We start from the raw sequence: 17,257 nt of genomic DNA, 5'->3' as shown, positions 1-17,257 counted from the left end.
CGTGAGCGAGGCGTGATCCTATGGTTGAAGTCGGCGGATAGTTGCTTAAATCTAACCTCGCGCCTGCAGAAACCGCTGGCGGGGAGTGCCCGGATAGCGATATTTTGCCTGCTGGCAACCATCCGGAATCACAGGATTTATCCTGCTCATGAGCCTCAGACGCAAAAATCTGCCTTTTGCGCATTGAACCATCGGCAAGTTTTCTGCGTTGCGGCAGGGTCGGCACGGCGAATGCTTGCCGTAACGACCCGGCAGGATTGCCTCTGCTCGTCCGACGGGAAAATCTCGGACTATATCCCGTTTCGGGAAACGTGCTTTTTGAGGATACCAAATGCTGCCGAATGCCAACGTGATCTGCCCCTCCGACGCCTGCCAATCGCCGCGCCGGGCAGGGAACGCTGACCCTGTCGTCCGCGCGCTCGCCTCGCCTGCCCGCAGGCGGCTTTTGCGCCAGCTCGCTGGTTCAACGGCCTTCGCCGTGGTGGGCTTTCCCGCCTTCGCGCAAGACGCCGCGGCGCCTGTCGAACAACCCGCCGAAGCGGCGGCCCCTGAACAGCCCCAGCCGCAAGCCTTCACCTTCGACACTCTGACCGAAGAGATGCGCCAGCTTGCCACGCAGGAGCCGCGTCAGCCCGAAGCGCTGTCGGGCTTTCTCTCCCAGCTCGATTATGACGGCTATCAGCGCATCCAGTTCAACCCCGAGCGCGCCCGCTGGCGCGATGGCGAGTCGCTGTTTCAGGTCAATGCGTTTTCGATGGGCTGGCTGTTCAAGGAAACCGTCGGACTGTTCGAAGTCGTCGACGGGATGAAGCTGCCGATGACCTTCTCGACGGCGGATTTCCTCTATCATGAGCCGCTCAACACGCAGATCCCGAAAGACCTCGCCATGCCGGGCGTTGCGGGCTTCCGCCTGAACGCACAGCTGAACCGTGCCGACACCTTCGACGAACTCGTCGCCTTTCTGGGGGCGTCCTATTTCCGTGCGCTTGGCCGGGGCAACCGCTATGGCCTGTCCTCGCGCGGGCTTGCGGTGAACACGGGCCTGTCGTCGGGTGAGGAATTCCCACGGTTTTCGGCGTTTTATCTTGAGCGTCCCGCGCCCGGATCGGACGAAGCCGTGATCTACGCTTCGCTCGAATCCGCCTCGCTGACCGGCGCCTATCGCTTTGCGATCCGTCCGGGCGAGAACACCGAGATCGACGTCACGACGCGCCTCTTCCTGCGCAATGACGTTGAACAGATCGGGATCGCGCCGCTGACCTCGATGTATCTGTTCGGCTCGGCCGACAAGGGCGAATTCGACGACTATCGCCCCGCCGTGCACGACAGTCAGGCGCTGGTCCTGGATACCCAGGGCGGCGATCGGTTCTATCGTCCCCTGAAAAACCCGCCGCGACTTGCGTCGTCCTACCTCGGGGCGATGACACCTAAGGCCTTCGGGCTGGTCCAGCGCAGCCGTGACTTCGACGACTATCTTGATGCGGGTGCGCGCTATGACCTGCGTCCGTCCCTCATGATCGAGCCGATTGGCGACTGGGGCAAAGGGTTCGTCCGTCTGGTTGAGATCCCCTCGGATCTGGAGGGCAACGACAATATCGTCGCCTTCTGGGTGCCCGATGCGAGCTTTACCAAGGGTGCAAGTTTCGAGGTCTCCTACCGCATGATCTGGGGTATGACCCCGGGCAGCGACGAGACAGAACTTGCACAGGTATTGCGCACCCGCGCCGGTCATGGCGGCGTAGCGGGCGTAAAACCAGCAAAGGACCGCCGAAAGTTCGTTATCGACTTCGCAGGCGGACTTCTTGGGGAACTTCCAGCGGATGCAGAGGTTTCCCCTACCGTGCAGGTCAGTAACGGAGAGATCGTCGAGACGGTCCTGAGTTACATCGATGGCACGCAGACGTGGCGTCTTGTGACGGAAGTTTCCGCCCCTGACGGCAGTATTGTTGAGATCAAGGCCAGTGTATCGGGCTACGGGCGTCAGCTCACCGAAACCTGGCTCTACCAGTGGGTGAAGGAATGAAAGCCGAAATGAACATGGAAGCCGCCGCCTTGAACGCAACCGCCATCGAAGCCACCCACTGGGAGCCGCCAATGGCCCCTCTGGACATGCCGCGGCAGGTGCTTGAACGCGAAGCGCGTGCCAGCTCGATCGGCTGGTTGTCCCGGTTCGCCTCGTTCCTCCACATCGCCTGATGGGGGAGAATGGTGTGCGCATGTCGGCTGATCCACAGCGATCCGATCTCAAAAAACAAGACGTGAAGCGGGCCCGGATTTACCGGGTCCTTTCATTGGGGTTCAGTGCTGTGGCTGCCACCACGGCCACCGTCCTGCTGCTTGAAGCCGCTGTTGCCGATGGCAATGACGTCTGGGATTATGCCCGCGCCACACTGATCTTTCTCACCACCGCCTGGCTGTCCTGGGGGGCCGCGCAGGCTCTTCTGGGTCTGCCGGGGCGAGGGCAGAAACGGGTCGTGCCCGACATTGCCATGCCGCAGCCGCGCACCGTCGTTCTCGTGCCCATCTGCAACGAAGATCCCGTCGCCACTTTCGCGCGGATCGCAGCGATGGATGCCTCGGTTCAGGCCGCAGGCGTGAACGCCGATTTCGCGGTCCTCTCCGATACCCGGGATGACGATGCCGCGGCTCAGGAGCGCAATACCTTCGTTCGCCTGCTCGCCGAAACCGATGGGCAGGGCCGCATTTTCTACCGCCGTCGGCAGGACAGCCGTGGCCGCAAGGCTGGCAATATCGAGGATTTCATCCGTAATTCCGGTGCTGCCTATGAATTTGCGGTGATCCTGGACGCCGACAGCCTGATGGAAGGCGCCACGATCCGGCGCATGATCGCGCAGATGCAGGCCGACCCCAAGCTGGGCCTGCTGCAGACGCTGCCGAAAATCATTGGCGCAACCTCGCTTTTCGGGCGCGCGATGCAATTTGCCGCCAGCTTCTTTTCGCCCGTGTTTGCCCGTGGTCTGGGACGGATGCAGGGCGACACAGGCCCATTCTGGGGCCATAACGCCATCATCCGCACCGGCGCTTTCGCCGAAAGCTGTGCTCTGCCACCGCTGTCGGGCCTGCCGCCCTTTGGGGGCCATATTCTCAGCCACGACTATGTTGAGGCGGCTCTGCTGGCGCGTGGCGGCTGGACTGTCCATATGGATGAAACGATCCCCGGCTCGTTCGAGGAAGGGCCCGAGAACGTGCTCTCCTTCGCCAAGCGCGACCGTCGCTGGTGTCAGGGCAACCTGCAGCACATGCGCCTGCTGACCGCCCCCGGGTTGCGCACCTGGAGCCGCTTCGTCTTTGTCCAAGGCATCTTCGCCTATATCGTGTCGCTGCTCTGGGGAATGTTCCTGCTGGCCTCCATTGCTGCCACGGTCATGGCTCCGGCGCCGGACTACTTCCCCGAACCCTACCAGTTGTTTCCCGTTTTCCCCTCGGATCGTACGCAACAGATCATCGCGCTCGGCATGGGCATTGTCGGCCTGCTGGTCGTTCCCAAGCTCGGCATCCTGCTTCAGGCCATCGCGACGCGTCGCGCGCAGGGCTTCGGCGGAGGCGCACTTGCCGCCGGTTCCGTACTGGTCGAGCTGCTGCTGTCTTCGCTGATGGCGCCGGTGATGCTGATGTACCAATCCAAGGCAGTCCTGCAGGTCCTGTCCGGGCGGGATGGCGGCTGGCCCGCCAACCAGCGCGGCGAAGGCAGCCTCACTTTGGGTCAGGGCCTGCGCGCTGGCCTGTGGATTTCGTTTTTCGGGGCGATTGCCTTGCTTGGCGTGTGGCAGATCGCACCGGCGCTCGTGCTCTGGCTGATGCCGGTCAGCCTGCCGATGCTCGCCGCACCGCTGTTGATCACCTACAGCTCACGCCAGCTTTTCGGCGGCCTGTTCAAGACCCCCGAGGAAGACGAACGCGGCACCGTTGTCGCCGCCTATCGCACCATTCATGCCCGCTGGGTCGCCCAGTCGGGCCGCCCGGGTCCAACCTCGACCCCCGAGGCGGGAGACCACGCGCATGTCGCCGCGTGACATTCCCGCGCCGATCAAGGGCCAAGTTCTTGATTTCCCGACACATAGCGGATCCTCCAGAGTGCCGGATCGGCATCTCGCAGGGGCGCGCCCGGTAAAACCCGCAGGCCGCTCCGGCGGGTCCGCTTCGGGCGGCGGTTCAGGCAGCGGCTCGGCCGTGCCACCCTCTGCCACGGCCAAACGTCCGCGGGACATGCGCATTGATGCGTTCCGCGGTCTGGCTCTGGCGATGATCTTTGTCGATCACGTACCGGGCAACCCGTTCGAAGTGCTGACCACCCGCAACTACGGCTTTTCCGATGCCGCAGAGGGCTTTTTCATCATGTCGGGCATCGCGGCGGGCATCGCCTACTCGGGGCGTTTTGCCCCCGCGATCCTGCAGCGAGACGGCGCATGGGCGGCGATTTCACCGGTGTGGAAGCGCTCCTGGACCCTCTATCTCGTGCAGGTTTTCCTGACCATGTGGGCCATCGCGATCTACGCCTGGGGCGCGAATACCTTCGGCCTGCCTGCGCTTCTGTCCGAGATCAACCTGCGTCAGGTGTTCGAGAACACCCCTGGCGCCATGATCGGTATTCCGGCGCTGACACATCAGCTTGGCTATGTGAATATCCTGCCTGCCTATTCGGTTCTTCTGCTGACGGCGCCTGTTGTGCTGTTCGCGGGGCTGCGCGCGCCCCGGCTGACCTTTGCCGTGTCGCTGCTGATCTGGTTCGCGGCGGGCGTCCTGCGCCTCAACCTGCCGAACTTCCCCAATGAGGGCGGCTGGTTCTTCAACCCGATCGCCTGGCAGCTGATCTTTGTGATCGGTCTTCTGACAGGGATGCAACTGCGGCAAGGCAAGCGTTTCGTGCCCAAATCGCGGGTCTTGTTTGCGCTTGCCTCCGGTTATCTGGTGCTGGTCGTGGCATGGATGTTTATCCCGGCTCTGGCCAATGCGCTGAATTCGCAACTGGCGCGCCTCGGTGGGGCAGGGGTGCCGTTCTTCATCGTCGCTCACGACAAGACCTTCCTGTCGCTGCCGCGTCTGTTGCACGTGCTGGCGCTCTTCTATGTCCTGTCGTCCCTGTCGGCTGTGAAGTGGGCGTCTGCCTCGACCTTTGCCGCCCCGTTGCGCCTGATGGGCCGTCATGGGCTGGTGGTGTTTTCTATCGGCACCATGCTCAGCCTGCTGTTTCAGGTGTTCATGCGGGCAGACCCCGGTAGCCTCTGGATGCCTGTTGTGCTGCCGATCGCCGGTCTCCTCATCCAGGTTCTGGCAGCATGGGTGAGCGAGCTTGCCCGCCGTCCTCGCCACCCTGCGCCAGTGCCAGAACCGGCCCCGACCCGTGTAAGCGTCACGGCAAAGACCAAGCTCCCGGCATAGCGTGCCGGGGCGGGGCGCGTTGAGGCCATTTTATAGCCGTATCGGTCTGGGGGGTGCCTTTTCGCACCCATGACAAAGCCTCCGTCCCGACGGGGGCTTTTTTGTCTCATCAGTCAATTGTGTTCTCTGCGCCAATCCGTAAGTCTGCAAACTGGTCCAGGCAGCAGGACTGAGGTGGAAGGCAGAGTATGGCAACCGAGACAAGCGGCATTGACTGGCAGGATGCATTTGAGAACGCGTCCTATATCCCCGGCGCAGCCCAGTATCCCGACCGCTGGAGCGCACAGGCCGCCGCCTTTCGCGCCGCATGGCCGGATGCTGAGCTGGACCTGCCCTATGGCGATGCCGAACGCGCGCGGTTCGATCTTTTTCTGCCGAAAGCCGCCCCTCGGGGCCTGGCGGTTTTTGTGCATGGTGGATTCTGGCTGCGCTTTGACAAAAGCATCTGGTCGCATCTGGCCGCCGGTGCGCTGGCGCGTGGCTGGGCTGTGGCGATCCCCAGCTACACCCTCGCCCCCGAGGCCCGGATCTCCGCGATCACGGCGCAGATCGGCGCGGCGTTGCACGCTGCCGCCAGCCGGGTGCCGGGCCCGATCTGTCTGGCCGGGCACTCCGCAGGCGGGCATCTGGTGACGCGTATGGGCTGCACAAACGCGCCCCTGACGCCCCGGGTCGCTGCGCGGATCGACAAGATCACCTCGATCTCCGGTCTGCATGATCTGCGCCCGCTGCGCCTGCATTCTATGAACGAGGCGCTGAACCTCGACGCGGCTGAGGCGCGGGCCGAAAGCCCGGTCCTGCGCGATCCGCGCCCTGACCTGCGCCTGACGGCCTGGGTCGGAGGAAACGAGCGTCCGGAGTTTTTGCGCCAGACCGCGATCCTGACCGAGGCCTGGCAAGAAGGCATCGCCACCTGCACGCGGGTCATCGAAAACGGCCGCACCCATTTCGACGTGATCGATGGGCTGGCTGATCCCGACCATCCCCTGACCGAGGCCTTTGTCGGCTGAGCCGTAGGCTAACCGCGCAGACCACCGGTATCCGCGTGGCCCTCTCCGTCCCGCCTGTGGTCCCGTGCGACCGTGCGCGGCTGGCGGTCGAAGAGCTTGCGTGGCTGGTGCCCTCTCGACAGAGGCGCTTGGTCCGGACAGGCACCTTCTGAGCCTTGCTGGAGGACGCCCGCACCAAGGAAAACGGGCTGCCGCGCTGAGCCGCCTTGAAACTCCGTCCTCTCCCGGCGCATTCTGTGGCGAAGACACGGCTGAAAAGGATGACCCGATGACCACCCCTCTGTTCGTTCAGGTGCGCTGCAAACCGGGCACCACCTACGATATCGCCAATGCCATATCTCTGCGCGAATTCCACTCCGAGCTCTATTCGACCAGCGGCGAGTTCGATCTGCTGGTCAAGATCTACCCGCCCGAGGGCGGCGATATCGGCCATTTCGTCAACGAAAGCTTTGCGGGCATCGACGGGATCGAGCGGACCCTGACGACGCTGACCTTCAAGGCGTTCTAGAGCAGATCCCGCAGCACCTGCCGCACCCGCGCGATATCGTCCGGGCGCGTCAGGCTGGGTGCATGGCCGCAATCGCCCAGCACCGTCAGCCCCGGCTTCGGGCCGCTCTGCTGCATCCGCGCGGCGATCCCAGCCGTCAGCAGATCGGATTTGCCACCGCGAAATATATGCGTCGGCACTTTGATGCGCGCGTAGCGCTCCCAGACCTGCACCTCGTCCGGCGAGGCGGTGAATTGCACCACGATCTTCGGGTCATAATGCAGCGTCAGGTCACCGCTCTCGCGCCTGCGAACTGAGGTCAGCGCCATCCGCCGCCAATAAACATCGCTCGCAGGGCCAAAAGGCAGATAGGCCTCACGCAGCCAGGCCTCTCCCTCCGAGACGTTTGCGAAAGAGGGCAGGTCCCCGACATAGGCGAGGATCCGGTCAATCGCGGCCGTCGGGATTTCCGGCCCGATGTCGTTCAGGATCAGGCAGCGCAGCCGGTCGGCATGCGGGCCAGAGGCCAGCCGCATCCCGATCATCCCGCCCATGGAGGTGCCGAGCCAGGCGACCCGCGCCAGACCGTAGTGATCCAGCAGGCCAGTGGCGATCGCGGCATAATGCGCGATGGAATACTCGACCTCCGGGGTTTTCGCCCAGCTCGACATCCCCCGCCCGATGGTGTCGGGGCAGAGCACGAAGAACGCCTCCGACAGTGCCTCGGCCAGCTCATCAAAATCCCGCCCCGTGCGCGCCAGACCGTGCCAGAGCACCAGCCCCGGCTGACCCGGATCACCCCATTCGGTGACGTGGATCTCGTGGCCCTGCACCGGCACTAGCGCAAACCGGGGGGCGTTCATTGCCGCACGCCTTTTTCCATCGCCGTGCCCGCGATCCCCTTGGGGAAGAAATAGACCAGCAGAATGAACAGGATGCCCAGCCAGAACAGCCAGCGATCCGGGTTCAGCAGCTCTGGCAGCAGCGGCACGGAGGAGACCGCCTCGGCCGCGGCCCCCATCAGATCGCGCAGATAGTATTGCGCGATCACCAGCAGGGTCGCGCCGATCACCGGCCCCCACATCGTGCCCATGCCGCCGATCACCACCATCAGCAGGATGTCGATCATGATGTCGAAACTCAGCGCTGTCTCCGGCCCCGTGTACTTCAGCCAGACCGCATAGATCGTCCCGGCGAGCGAGGCGACGACAGCCGAGATGCAGAACACGAACGTCCGGTAGGCGACGACGCGATAGCCGATTGCCTCGGCACGCGCCTCGTTCTCGCGGATCGCCTTCAGCACGGTGCCAAGGGGCGATCCGACCAGCCGCAGCATCAGCCCGAACAGCACTGCCGAGGACAGGAACACGAAGTAATAGGCCGCGATCTTGCCGTTCATCCGCACCCCGGCGATCTTCAGCACCTTGCCCTCTGCATCGACCAGCAGCTTGGTTGCCGGTTTGAACAGGTCCGGCGCGCTGTAGGTGATGCCGTCCTCGCCCCCCGTCAGATGCGACAGCTGCGACGCCAGCACCAGCGCGACCGAGGCCGCCGCCAGCGTGATCATGGCAAAGAAGATCGCCTTGACCCGCAGCGACAGCAACCCGATGGCCACCGCGATGACCAGCGACAGCGCGATGCCCGCCAGCCCGCCGAGCACCACCGGCGCCCAGCCCGGCCCCATCTGTTTCAGCAGGATCGCCGCGCCATACGCGCCGAAGCCAAAGAACATCGTATGGGCAAAGCTGACGATCCCGGTGTAGCCGATCAGCAGATCATAGCTCGCCACCAGCACGATGAAGATGCAGATCCGCGCCGCCACCTCGATCGAGCGGACGTCCTGAAACAGGAAGGGCGCGAACAGCAGCGCAGCGGCGATCAGCAGAACCACCAGCTTGACGCCGATGCTGCCATAGGTTGGTTTCATGCTCATACCGCGCCTCACTTCACAGCCGGGCGCAGGCCCGAGGGGCGCCACATCAGAATGGCCATCATCAGGATCATGTTCGATGCCAGTGCCAGTTTCGGGGCCAGAAAGCCGACGTAGTTGCTGACCAGCCCGACCATCAGCGCGCCCAGAAGCGTGCCCTCGATACTGCCCAACCCGCCGATGATCACCACGATGAACACCACGATCATCATCTCGCCGCCCAGGGCCGGGGTGATCAGTGTCAGGTACCCCGCCCACATCGCGCCCCCAAGCGCTGCCAGCGCCGAGCCGAGCATGAAGACACCGACGAACAGCCGGTCGATGCGAAAGCCGAGCGCCTCGACCATCTCGCGGTTCTCGACCCCGGCGCGGATCAGCAGGCCCAGCCGGGTGCGGTTCAGCGTGAAATAGAGGCCGGCAAAGACGACGAGCCCGAGGGCGAAGGCAAAGCCGCGGTAGATCTCGATACTGATGTCGCCGATGATCCAGGCACCCTCAAGGAACGCTGGGCGGTGCACCGTGATCGGCGTGCCACCCCAAAGCGCCAGGATGATCTGTTCCGACACGATCAGGGCGCCCATGGTGATCAGGATCTGGCGCAGGTGGTCCTTGTAGACCGGCTTGATGATGACCCGCTCAAAGAACAGCCCCGCCGCGAGGCCAAAGGCCAGCGCCGCCGCCAGTGCCAGCGCCAATGCCGCGACGTTCAGCAATACAGACGGTGCGCCCAGCCAGCCGGACAGTCCTGCCAGCACACTGGCCGCCACGAAGGCGCCAAAGCTGACAAAGGCCGAATGGCCGAAGTTCAGCACATCCATCAGCCCGAACACCAGCGACAGACCGCTCGCCATCAGGAACACCATCATCCCCATCGCCAGCCCCGCCACCGTCAGCGTCACCCAGGACGACGGCGCGCCGATCAGCACGAAGCCCACCAGCATCACCGCGACCGGCAGCAGATTGACCCCGCCCATTTTCTCGATCCAACGCGTCATTCCAAATCCCTTCATGCCGACACCCTCATGCCGACAGGCCCAGCAACTGGCCCTGCAACTCTGCATCCGCCGCGAAATCGGCCATGCTGCCCGCATGGACGATCCGCCCGTCCTCGATCACCGCCATGTCGCGCCCCAGCCGCCTGGCGAACTGAAAGTTCTGCTCGACCAACAGGATCGTCGTGCTCTGCCCGATCTCGGCAAAGGCATCGGCCATGGCATCGACAATCGCCGGGGCCAGCCCCTTGGTCGGCTCATCCACCAAAATCAGCTCACGCGGTTCGATAATGGCGCGGGCGACGGCCAGCATCTGCTTCTGCCCGCCCGAGAGGCTGCCTGCGCGCGCGTCCCAGAACTTTTTCAGCGCCGGAAACAGCGTCTGCACATAACCCAGCCGCCCCTTGTCGAACTGGCCATTGCGCGTGGCCAGCACCATGTTCTCGGCCACCGTCAGGCCGCCGAAGATGCCCATGTTCTCGGGCACGAAGGCGAGGCCCAGCCGGGCGATATCCGCCGTGTGCATCCCCGAAATATCGCGCCCCCGAAAGAACACCGACCCGGGCGAGGGCGCCCATAGCCCCATGATCGAGCGCAGCGTCGTCGTCTTGCCCGCGCCATTGCGCCCCAGCAGCACGAAGACCCCGCCCTCGGGCACCTCGATGCTGACGTCATGCAGCACGGCGTATTGGCCGATATTGGTGCGCAGGCCGCGCAGGCTCAGCACGCTCATGCCGCATCCTCGGATTTGCCGAGGTAGACATCACGCACCAGCTGGCTGGCCATCACCTCGGCCGGATCGCCAGAGGCGAGCAGCTCGCCGTTGTGCAAAACGATGATCCGGTCAGCCAGCGCGCGCACCACCTCCATCTTGTGCTCGACCAGCAGCACGGTTTTCGAGGTGTCGCGCTTGAGGCCCGCGATCAGCTCCAACACCTCGGGGGCGTGGTCCAGACTCATGCCTGCGGTCGGTTCATCGAACATGTAGATATCGGGCTCCATCGCCATCAGCAGCGCCACCTCCAGCTTGCGCTGATCGCCATGCGGCAGCAGGGCGGCTGGCTGGTGGGCGCGCGCGGTCAGGCGCGTCGCCTCAAGGTAGTGCTCGGCCTTTTCGGTCAGGGCGCGAAAGTGGCTGACAGGGCGCAGCAGACGCCAGCCCATCCCGGCGCGGGCCTGCACGGCAAGACGGATATTCTCCAGCACCGACAGCGCGGGAAACAGGTTGGTCAGCTGAAACGCCCGGCCAATCCCGTGGTGCGCGCGCCCCGAGGGCGCCATCTTCGTCAGCTCGACCCCGTCCTTGATGACCTGACCGGAGCTGGCCGTCAGCTGGCCCGAGATGAGGTTGAAATAGGTCGTCTTGCCCGCCCCATTGGGGCCGACGATGACCGTCAGCTCTCCGGGGTGAAAGGCGCAGGAGACAGCGTTGACGGCCACATGGCCACCGAAGCGGATCGTCAGATCGCGCGTGATCAGGCTAGGTTGGGTCATGGTGCCCTGAATTCTATGCAAAGGGTGCCCCGGCCGGATCGCAAAGCCGGGGCAGGGGCATCAGTCGTTGGTGCGACCGATGGGGATGTCCATCTCGGCGGGCTCGATGATGCGCACCAGATCGGGGATCGCCCAGTCGACGGTGTCATCGACGCGGATCTTGAAGTGCACCATGCTCTGCAGCGCCTGATGGTCCTCGGGGCGGAAGGTCATCTCGCCCTTGGGGGTGTCCCAGGACATGCCCTCCATCGCGGCGATCAGGTCTTCGGTCTCAAGACTGTCGGCGGTCTCGATCGCCTTGACCACGGCCAGGGCCGCCGCCATGCCACCGGCTGTAAAGAAATCGGGCGGCGATTCGAAGCGCTTCATATGCTCCTCGACCAGCCAGGTGTTGATCGGGTTGTCGTAGGCCTCGTAGTAATAATAGACTGCGCCCTCCATGCCGGGAAACCGCTTGTAGGTCGGCAGCACCGGCAGGATGTTCCCCCCCATCGAAATGTCGATGCCATAGCGGCCCGGGTCCATCGCCTGGATTTTGCCCGGTGCATCCCCGACACCCGCGACGTAGACGAGGATCACCTTGCGGCCGTCCTTGTCCTTCAGCGCATTGAACATCCGCTCGGTTGCGGCGGTGAAATCGGCGGTGCCCTGGGGCACGTATTCCTCATCCACCAGCGTGGCGCCCGTGCCCTCCAGCGCGCTCTTGAAGGCGGCGATACCGTCACGGCCAAAGGCGTAATCCTCGGCCAAGGTGGCAACGAACAGGGTCTCGTCGGGCTTCAGGGCAATCGCCTGTGCCTGCATGTCCATCGACGAGTTGCGCGAGGTCTTGAAAACATAGCGGTTGCTGTCCGGCCCGGTCAGGCTGTCGGCCACGGCAGGCTCGACGATCAGCAGCTTTTCGTATTCCGCCGCAATCGGCAGCATCCCCTTGGTCACACCAGAGGAGGTCGCCCCCACCGCCAGCAGCACCTCGTCATCGCCATAAGCCTCGGCCAGAACAGCGCGGGCCACGTCGGGCTTGAACTGCGTGTCCTTGACGATCAGCTCGATCGGGTGGCCCTTGACGATGTTGGTGCCGCCCGTGGCGTATTCGATCCCCATCTCGAAGCCGGTCTGGGTCTGCTTGGAATAGGCCTCCAGACTGGAGCCTGACAGCCCGTGAACCAGTGCGATCTTGATCGGGTCCTCCTGCGCGACAGCGCCGGTGGCAAGGGTCATCGTGGCAAGGGCCACGCCCATCACCTGTCTCAAATGTCTCATATTATCCTCCCAGATAACGCAGAGGACGCGCGTTGCGGGTCGCGCTCGCGTGCTCTACCGTATGCCCCTAGAGTCCACCGCATGGGCAGTCTGGGCAAGATCGTGAAAATACGTAGCGCGCCGGAGACCGGCGAAGACATCTCCACCTGCTTCGAGACAGGCGATTTCGCGGCGCTGGCCTATGCCCATGCGCCCATCGGCCTTGTCGTCACCGAAAACCGGGTGATCCGCGACTGCAACTTCGCCTTCGCCGCCATGTTCGGCTATCGCCCCGACGATCTGCGCGACCAGCTGTTCGCCCGCCTCTATCCCAGCCATGCCGAGTTCTCCAACGTGCGCGACCGCGGGGTCGCGCAATTGCGCGAAACCAACACCTACTGGGATGAACGCATCATGGCGCGCCGCGACGGCACGCTGTTCTGGTGCCGGGTGCGCGGCCATTCCTTCACCCCCGATGCCCCGCTGGGTCGCGCCGTCTGGAGCTTTGCCGACCTCAGCCAGATCCGCCCCTACATCCCCCTGACCCGCCGCGAGCGAGAGATCATCTCGCTGCTCGCCGACGGCCTGACCAGCAAGGAAATCGCGCTGAAGCTCGATATTTCTCACCGCACGGTCGAGGTGTATCGCGCCAAGCTGCTGAAAAAGTTCGCCGTTAATAATACCAGCGGCCTGCTGAATTGCCTCGCCGGGGTCTATCAGGACCACATCGTCACCCGCAGCGACACGAAATAGGGCCCGCACGGATCACCCCTCCTTGATCTCTGATCGTTTCTGTTGGGTATGCGCTTGACCCTTCATTTGCGACGCGGTAGCCCCGATGCTGACTGCGCCCGCCCCCCGGCGCCGCGCCATCGGAGAGAGCCATGCCCCTGATTTCCGCCCCTCTGAAAGCCGCCGCCGCTGCCCTGTTCGCGCTCTCGTTCAGCGCCGGGCTGGCCATGGCCGACCCCGTGACCCTGCAAACCGCGACCGGCCCGGTTGATCTGTCGGGCGTGCCGACCAAGATCGCCGCGCTGGATATCGCCGCCATCGACACGCTGACGGCACTGGGCGTGATCCCCGTCGGCATCGTCACGCCGCTCTACCTTGATGTGCTGAGCGGCGAGACGAAGGGCGCGACCGTCGTCGGCACCATGTTCGACGCTGATTTCGAAAAGATGGCGATGCTGCGCCCGGATCTGATCATCGTCGGCGGGCGCGCCGTCGCGCAGGCACAGATGCTCTCGCGCCTTGCCCCCGTGGTCGACATGACCATCGGTCCGGATGCGATTGGTGACGGCATCGCGCGCCTCGACGCCTATGGCGCGCTGTTCGGCAAACAGGCGGAGGCTGCGGCCCTGAAAGACCAGCTCGACAGCAAGACCGCCGCGGCCAAAGCTGCCGTCGCCGCCCATGGCGGCCGCGCTATGATCATCCTGACCAACGGCCCCAAGGTCTCGGCCTACGGCGCTGCCAGCCGCTTTGGCTGGATGCACACGCGCCTCGACTGGCCCGAGGCGGTGGAAGGCATCCAGACCTCCAACCATGGCGAGCCGGTGTCCTTTGAGTACATCGCGCAGGCCAACCCCGACACGCTGCTGGTGATCGACCGCGGCACCACCGTCAGTGACGGTGCGCAAAACGCCGCCGCGACGCTGAACAACCCGCTTGTCGCCGATACCGAGGCGTGGAAATCCGGCCGTGTCATCTATCTGTCGACAGCCGAGGCCTATGTCGCCGCCGGGGGTATCCGCTCGCTGATGCGCACGCTGGATCAGATCACTGAGGCGCTGAACACCCCGCAGGCGGAGGCAAAGCCCTGACACCGCTCCGCTGGAGCCTCGCCCTCGTCCTGCTTGCGGCACTGGCCATCACCTCGCTGTTCATCGGCGCGGTGCCGGTGTCGCTGTCGGGCTTTCTGACTGACCCTGCCAGCCAGCAGGTGCTGATCGTCAGCCGCCTGCCGCGCACCCTCGCAGCCCTTCTGGCCGGGGCCGCGCTGGCGGTGACTGGCCAGATCATGCAGATCCTCGCCCGCAACCGCTTTGTCGAGCCGATGACGGCGGGGGCAGGGCAGAGCGCGGCGCTCGGCATCCTCATTGCCTCGGTGTTTTTCCCCGCCTCGGCGATCTGGGCCAAGATGGGCATCTCGGCCCTGACCACGCTGATCGGCAGCGCGGGCCTGTTGCTGCTGATCCGCCCACTGCCGCCGACCCAGCCGCTGCTGGTGCCGCTTGTGGCGCTGGTCTACGGCGGCGTCATCGGCGCAGTTGTCACCTTCTTTGCCTATCAGGGCGACATGATGCAGTTCCTCGGCAGCTGGCTGACGGGCGAGCTCTCCGGCGTGCTGCAAGGCCGGTACGAGCTGCTCTGGGGCGCTGCGGCGGCTGCCGGAGTCACATGGCTGATCGCCGATCGCATCACCGTCCTCAGCCTCGGGCAGGACGCGGCAAAGGGCCTCGGGCTGAACGTCGCGCTGGTCTCGGGGCTGGGGCTGGCGGCGATCTCGGTCACCACGGCGATGGTCGTCGTCACCCTCGGCGCGATCCCTTTCGTCGGGCTCGTCATCCCCAATATCATCGCGCGCCGCATGGGCGACAACCTGCGCCGCGCGCTGCCCGTGGCGGCCCTGTCGGGCGCGGGCCTCGTGCTGGTGGGCGACATGCTGGGCCGCGTGCTGCGCGCGCCCTTCGAGATCCCCGTCGCCTCGCTGGTCGGCATCGCGGGCGCGGTCGTCTTCCTCGCGCTGCTCTATTCCGAGCCGCGCCGTGGCTAAACGTCTGATCCTGCTCTCAACCCTGCTGCTGATCGCCTGCGCCATCTACATCGGCCTCGGGGCCGAGGGCGCGTGGAGCTTCCTGCTGCCCTATCGCGCCACCAAGCTGGCTTCGATGTTGCTGGTCGGCGTCGGCCTGTCGGTGGCGACGGTGCTGTTCCAGACCATCACTGCGAACCGCATCCTGACGCCCTCGGTCATGGGGTTTGACGCGCTCTACGTCATGGTGCTGACGCTGCTGGTGCATGTGCTGGGCGGCGTCGGCTATGCCAGCCTGCCCGCCGCGCTGCTGTTCGCGATGAACGTCGCGGGCATGACGGCGCTGGGGATGCTGCTGTTCGGCCTGCTGCAAAAGGGCGCACGCGGCGACATCATGCGGCTGGTGCTGACGGGCCTGATCCTCGGCATCCTGCTGCGCTCGGTCACCGAATTCCTGCAGCGCATGATCGACCCGGCCGAATTCCAGATGGTGCAATCGGTCTCCTTCGCCCGCTTCACTCAGGTGGAACCCTCGCTGCTGCTGCTCTCGGCCCTCGTCACTCTGCCCGCCCTCGCACTCGCCTGGCGCATGCGCACCCGTCTCGACGTGCTTGCCCTCGGTGACGCCACCGCGACCGGCCTTGGCGAGAACCCAAAGCGCGGACAGGCGCAGGCGCTGGTGCTGATCTGCATCCTCGTCGCCGCCTCGACGGCGCTGGTCGGGCCGATGTCGGGGGGCGGAGGCTCGTTCTTCGGGCTGATCGTCACGGCGCTGGCCCATGTCATAACGCCCAGCGAACGCCACCGCATCCTGCTGCCCTCTGCTGCGCTGACCGGCTGCATCATCCTCGTCGGCGGCCAGACGGTGATGGAGCGTCTGCTCGACCTCACCACCCCCCTCACGGTCGTGATCGAGCTGATCGGCGGCATTCTCTTCCTCGTCCTTCTGGTGAAAAGGAAACGCGCATGATCCGTCTCTCTGGCGTCAATCATTTCATCGGCGGGACGCAGATCCTGCACGACATCTCGCTCGAATTGCCCAAGGGCGGCATCACCGCTCTGATCGGCCCGAACGGCGCGGGCAAGAGCACGCTGCTCTCCCTCATCGCCCGCCTGACCCCGCTGAAACAGGGCGAGATCACGGTCGACACCCTCAAGATCGGCGCCTGCGCGGATCGCGACCTCGCCAAGGTGCTGGCGATCATGGCGCAAAGCACCCATGTCTCCGCCCGCCTGCGGGTGCGCGAGCTGGTCAGCTTTGGCCGCTACCCCTGGCACCGGGGCCGCCCGACCGCGGCCGATGACGCGCTGATCGAAGCCGCGCTCGCCCGGTTCGAGCTGCTGGAGATCGGGGATCGCTTCTTGGATGAGGTCTCGGGCGGCCAGCGGCAGCGCGCCTTCGTCGCCATGGCCTTCGCGCAGGACACCGACTACCTGTTGCTGGACGAGCCGCTCAATAACCTCGACATCGCGGGTGCCCGCGGCCTGATGCGCCTGCTGCGCGAGATGGCGGACAATGACGGCAAGACCATCCTCATCGTGCTGCACGACATCAACTATGCCGCGGCCTTCGCCGACCGCATCGTCGCCCTGAAGCAAGGGAGAATCGCCGCCCTAGGCACCCCGGCCGAGGTCGTCTCCAACAGCCTGCTGCGCGATGTTTTCGGCACCGATGCCGAGATTTCGCACATCGACGGTCGCCCCTTCGTCATGGTCTAGGCCGGGCAGAGCGAGAGCGGTGCGGATCGCGGGAATATAGTTGACTGTATTACTCAGTTATCTTAATCCCACGCTAAAGCCAGCGACCGTCACCGGGTTCAGTCGATTTTCCCTCGCACCCCCCTTTGTGTTCTGCCAGCAATCCAGAAAATCATCGGGCAAAGCGGGTTGTGCTGCGTGGTGGGATGAACCGGTACTCGGTCTGCCCCTGTCGGTGCGACCAAGGCA

17 protein-coding genes are annotated in these 17,257 nt (G+C 64.7%); 11 read left to right on the top strand and 6 right to left on the bottom strand.

Annotated features, from left to right (window positions below; genetic code table 11):
• Positions 1–331: 331 nt before the first annotated feature.
• From F3W81_RS10875 to F3W81_RS10850, 6 genes are all read left to right on the top strand, one after another.
• Positions 332–2,023: a glucan biosynthesis protein gene (locus F3W81_RS10875; RefSeq protein WP_193079190.1), complete on the top strand. Its 1,692-nt coding sequence runs from the start codon at positions 332–334 to the stop codon at positions 2,021–2,023.
• Entirely contained in the window at positions 2,020–2,196 is a 177-nt protein-coding gene (locus tag F3W81_RS10870; RefSeq protein ID WP_193079189.1) for a hypothetical protein, read from the top strand. Before F3W81_RS10875 ends, F3W81_RS10870 begins: the two co-directional genes overlap by 4 nt.
• Before the next feature lie 20 nt (positions 2,197–2,216).
• A complete protein-coding gene (mdoH, locus tag F3W81_RS10865; protein WP_193079188.1) occupies positions 2,217–4,034 on the top strand; it encodes a glucans biosynthesis glucosyltransferase MdoH in 1,818 nt (605 codons plus the stop codon).
• A complete protein-coding gene (locus tag F3W81_RS10860) occupies positions 4,021–5,400 on the top strand; it encodes an OpgC family protein (protein WP_226941643.1) in 1,380 nt (459 codons plus the stop codon). The genes mdoH and F3W81_RS10860 overlap by 14 nt, the downstream gene beginning before the upstream one ends.
• A 188-nt stretch (positions 5,401–5,588) precedes the next feature.
• Complete coding sequence (locus F3W81_RS10855; RefSeq protein WP_193079187.1) at positions 5,589–6,410, top strand: alpha/beta hydrolase; 822 nt, start codon at positions 5,589–5,591, stop codon at positions 6,408–6,410.
• Positions 6,411–6,678: 268 nt separating this feature from the next.
• Complete coding sequence (locus F3W81_RS10850; protein WP_193079186.1) at positions 6,679–6,918, top strand: Lrp/AsnC ligand binding domain-containing protein; 240 nt, start codon at positions 6,679–6,681, stop codon at positions 6,916–6,918.
• Here F3W81_RS10850 and F3W81_RS10845 read toward each other — a convergent pair.
• From F3W81_RS10845 to F3W81_RS10820, 6 genes are read right to left on the bottom strand one after another with little or no spacing between them, the layout of a single operon-like run.
• Complete coding sequence (locus F3W81_RS10845) at positions 6,915–7,760, bottom strand: alpha/beta fold hydrolase (RefSeq protein WP_193079185.1); 846 nt, start codon at positions 7,758–7,760, stop codon at positions 6,915–6,917. The two genes, F3W81_RS10850 and F3W81_RS10845, sit on opposite strands and share 4 nt — an antisense overlap.
• Complete coding sequence (locus tag F3W81_RS10840) at positions 7,757–8,824, bottom strand: branched-chain amino acid ABC transporter permease (RefSeq protein ID WP_407692478.1); 1,068 nt, start codon at positions 8,822–8,824, stop codon at positions 7,757–7,759. The genes F3W81_RS10845 and F3W81_RS10840 overlap by 4 nt, the downstream gene beginning before the upstream one ends.
• 14 nt (positions 8,825–8,838) lie before the next feature.
• Positions 8,839–9,837, bottom strand: a complete 999-nt coding sequence (locus F3W81_RS10835) for a branched-chain amino acid ABC transporter permease (RefSeq protein WP_226941642.1) — start codon at positions 9,835–9,837, stop codon at positions 8,839–8,841.
• A gap of 10 nt (positions 9,838–9,847) precedes the next feature.
• Entirely contained in the window at positions 9,848–10,552 is a 705-nt protein-coding gene (locus F3W81_RS10830) for an ABC transporter ATP-binding protein (RefSeq protein WP_193079182.1), read from the bottom strand.
• Positions 10,549–11,313: an ABC transporter ATP-binding protein gene (locus tag F3W81_RS10825; RefSeq protein ID WP_193079181.1), complete on the bottom strand. Its 765-nt coding sequence runs from the start codon at positions 11,311–11,313 to the stop codon at positions 10,549–10,551. Before F3W81_RS10825 ends, F3W81_RS10830 begins: the two co-directional genes overlap by 4 nt.
• Positions 11,314–11,373: 60 nt before the next feature.
• Positions 11,374–12,576: a substrate-binding domain-containing protein gene (locus F3W81_RS10820; protein WP_193079180.1), complete on the bottom strand. Its 1,203-nt coding sequence runs from the start codon at positions 12,574–12,576 to the stop codon at positions 11,374–11,376.
• Between the two features lie 102 nt (positions 12,577–12,678).
• On the opposite strand from F3W81_RS10820, the gene F3W81_RS10815 reads away from it, so the two are divergent.
• From F3W81_RS10815 to F3W81_RS10795, 5 genes are all read left to right on the top strand, one after another.
• Positions 12,679–13,308 (top strand): helix-turn-helix transcriptional regulator, encoded by a 630-nt coding sequence (locus F3W81_RS10815; RefSeq protein ID WP_226941641.1) that lies wholly within the window; start codon positions 12,679–12,681, stop codon positions 13,306–13,308.
• 131 nt (positions 13,309–13,439) lie between these two features.
• Positions 13,440–14,378, top strand: coding sequence for a siderophore ABC transporter substrate-binding protein (locus F3W81_RS10810; protein WP_193079178.1), 939 nt, complete (start codon positions 13,440–13,442; stop codon positions 14,376–14,378).
• Between the two features lie 29 nt (positions 14,379–14,407).
• The gene (locus F3W81_RS10805; protein ID WP_193083803.1) at positions 14,408–15,331 is read left to right on the top strand and encodes an ABC transporter permease; all 924 of its coding nucleotides are present in this window, start codon (positions 14,408–14,410) and stop codon (positions 15,329–15,331) included.
• The gene (locus F3W81_RS10800) at positions 15,324–16,280 is read left to right on the top strand and encodes an iron chelate uptake ABC transporter family permease subunit (protein ID WP_193079177.1); all 957 of its coding nucleotides are present in this window, start codon (positions 15,324–15,326) and stop codon (positions 16,278–16,280) included. Before F3W81_RS10805 ends, F3W81_RS10800 begins: the two co-directional genes overlap by 8 nt.
• Positions 16,277–17,029 (top strand): iron ABC transporter ATP-binding protein, encoded by a 753-nt coding sequence (locus tag F3W81_RS10795; protein WP_193079176.1) that lies wholly within the window; start codon positions 16,277–16,279, stop codon positions 17,027–17,029. The genes F3W81_RS10800 and F3W81_RS10795 overlap by 4 nt, the downstream gene beginning before the upstream one ends.
• Positions 17,030–17,257 lie beyond the last annotated feature (228 nt).

This window comes from Pseudooceanicola spongiae (assembly GCF_014899185.1).
In the GTDB taxonomy this organism is placed as follows: Bacteria; Pseudomonadota; Alphaproteobacteria; order Rhodobacterales; family Rhodobacteraceae; genus Pseudooceanicola; species Pseudooceanicola spongiae.
The sequence above is the reverse complement of the archived record's forward strand: the minus strand, read 5'-3'. Positions and strand labels throughout refer to the sequence as shown.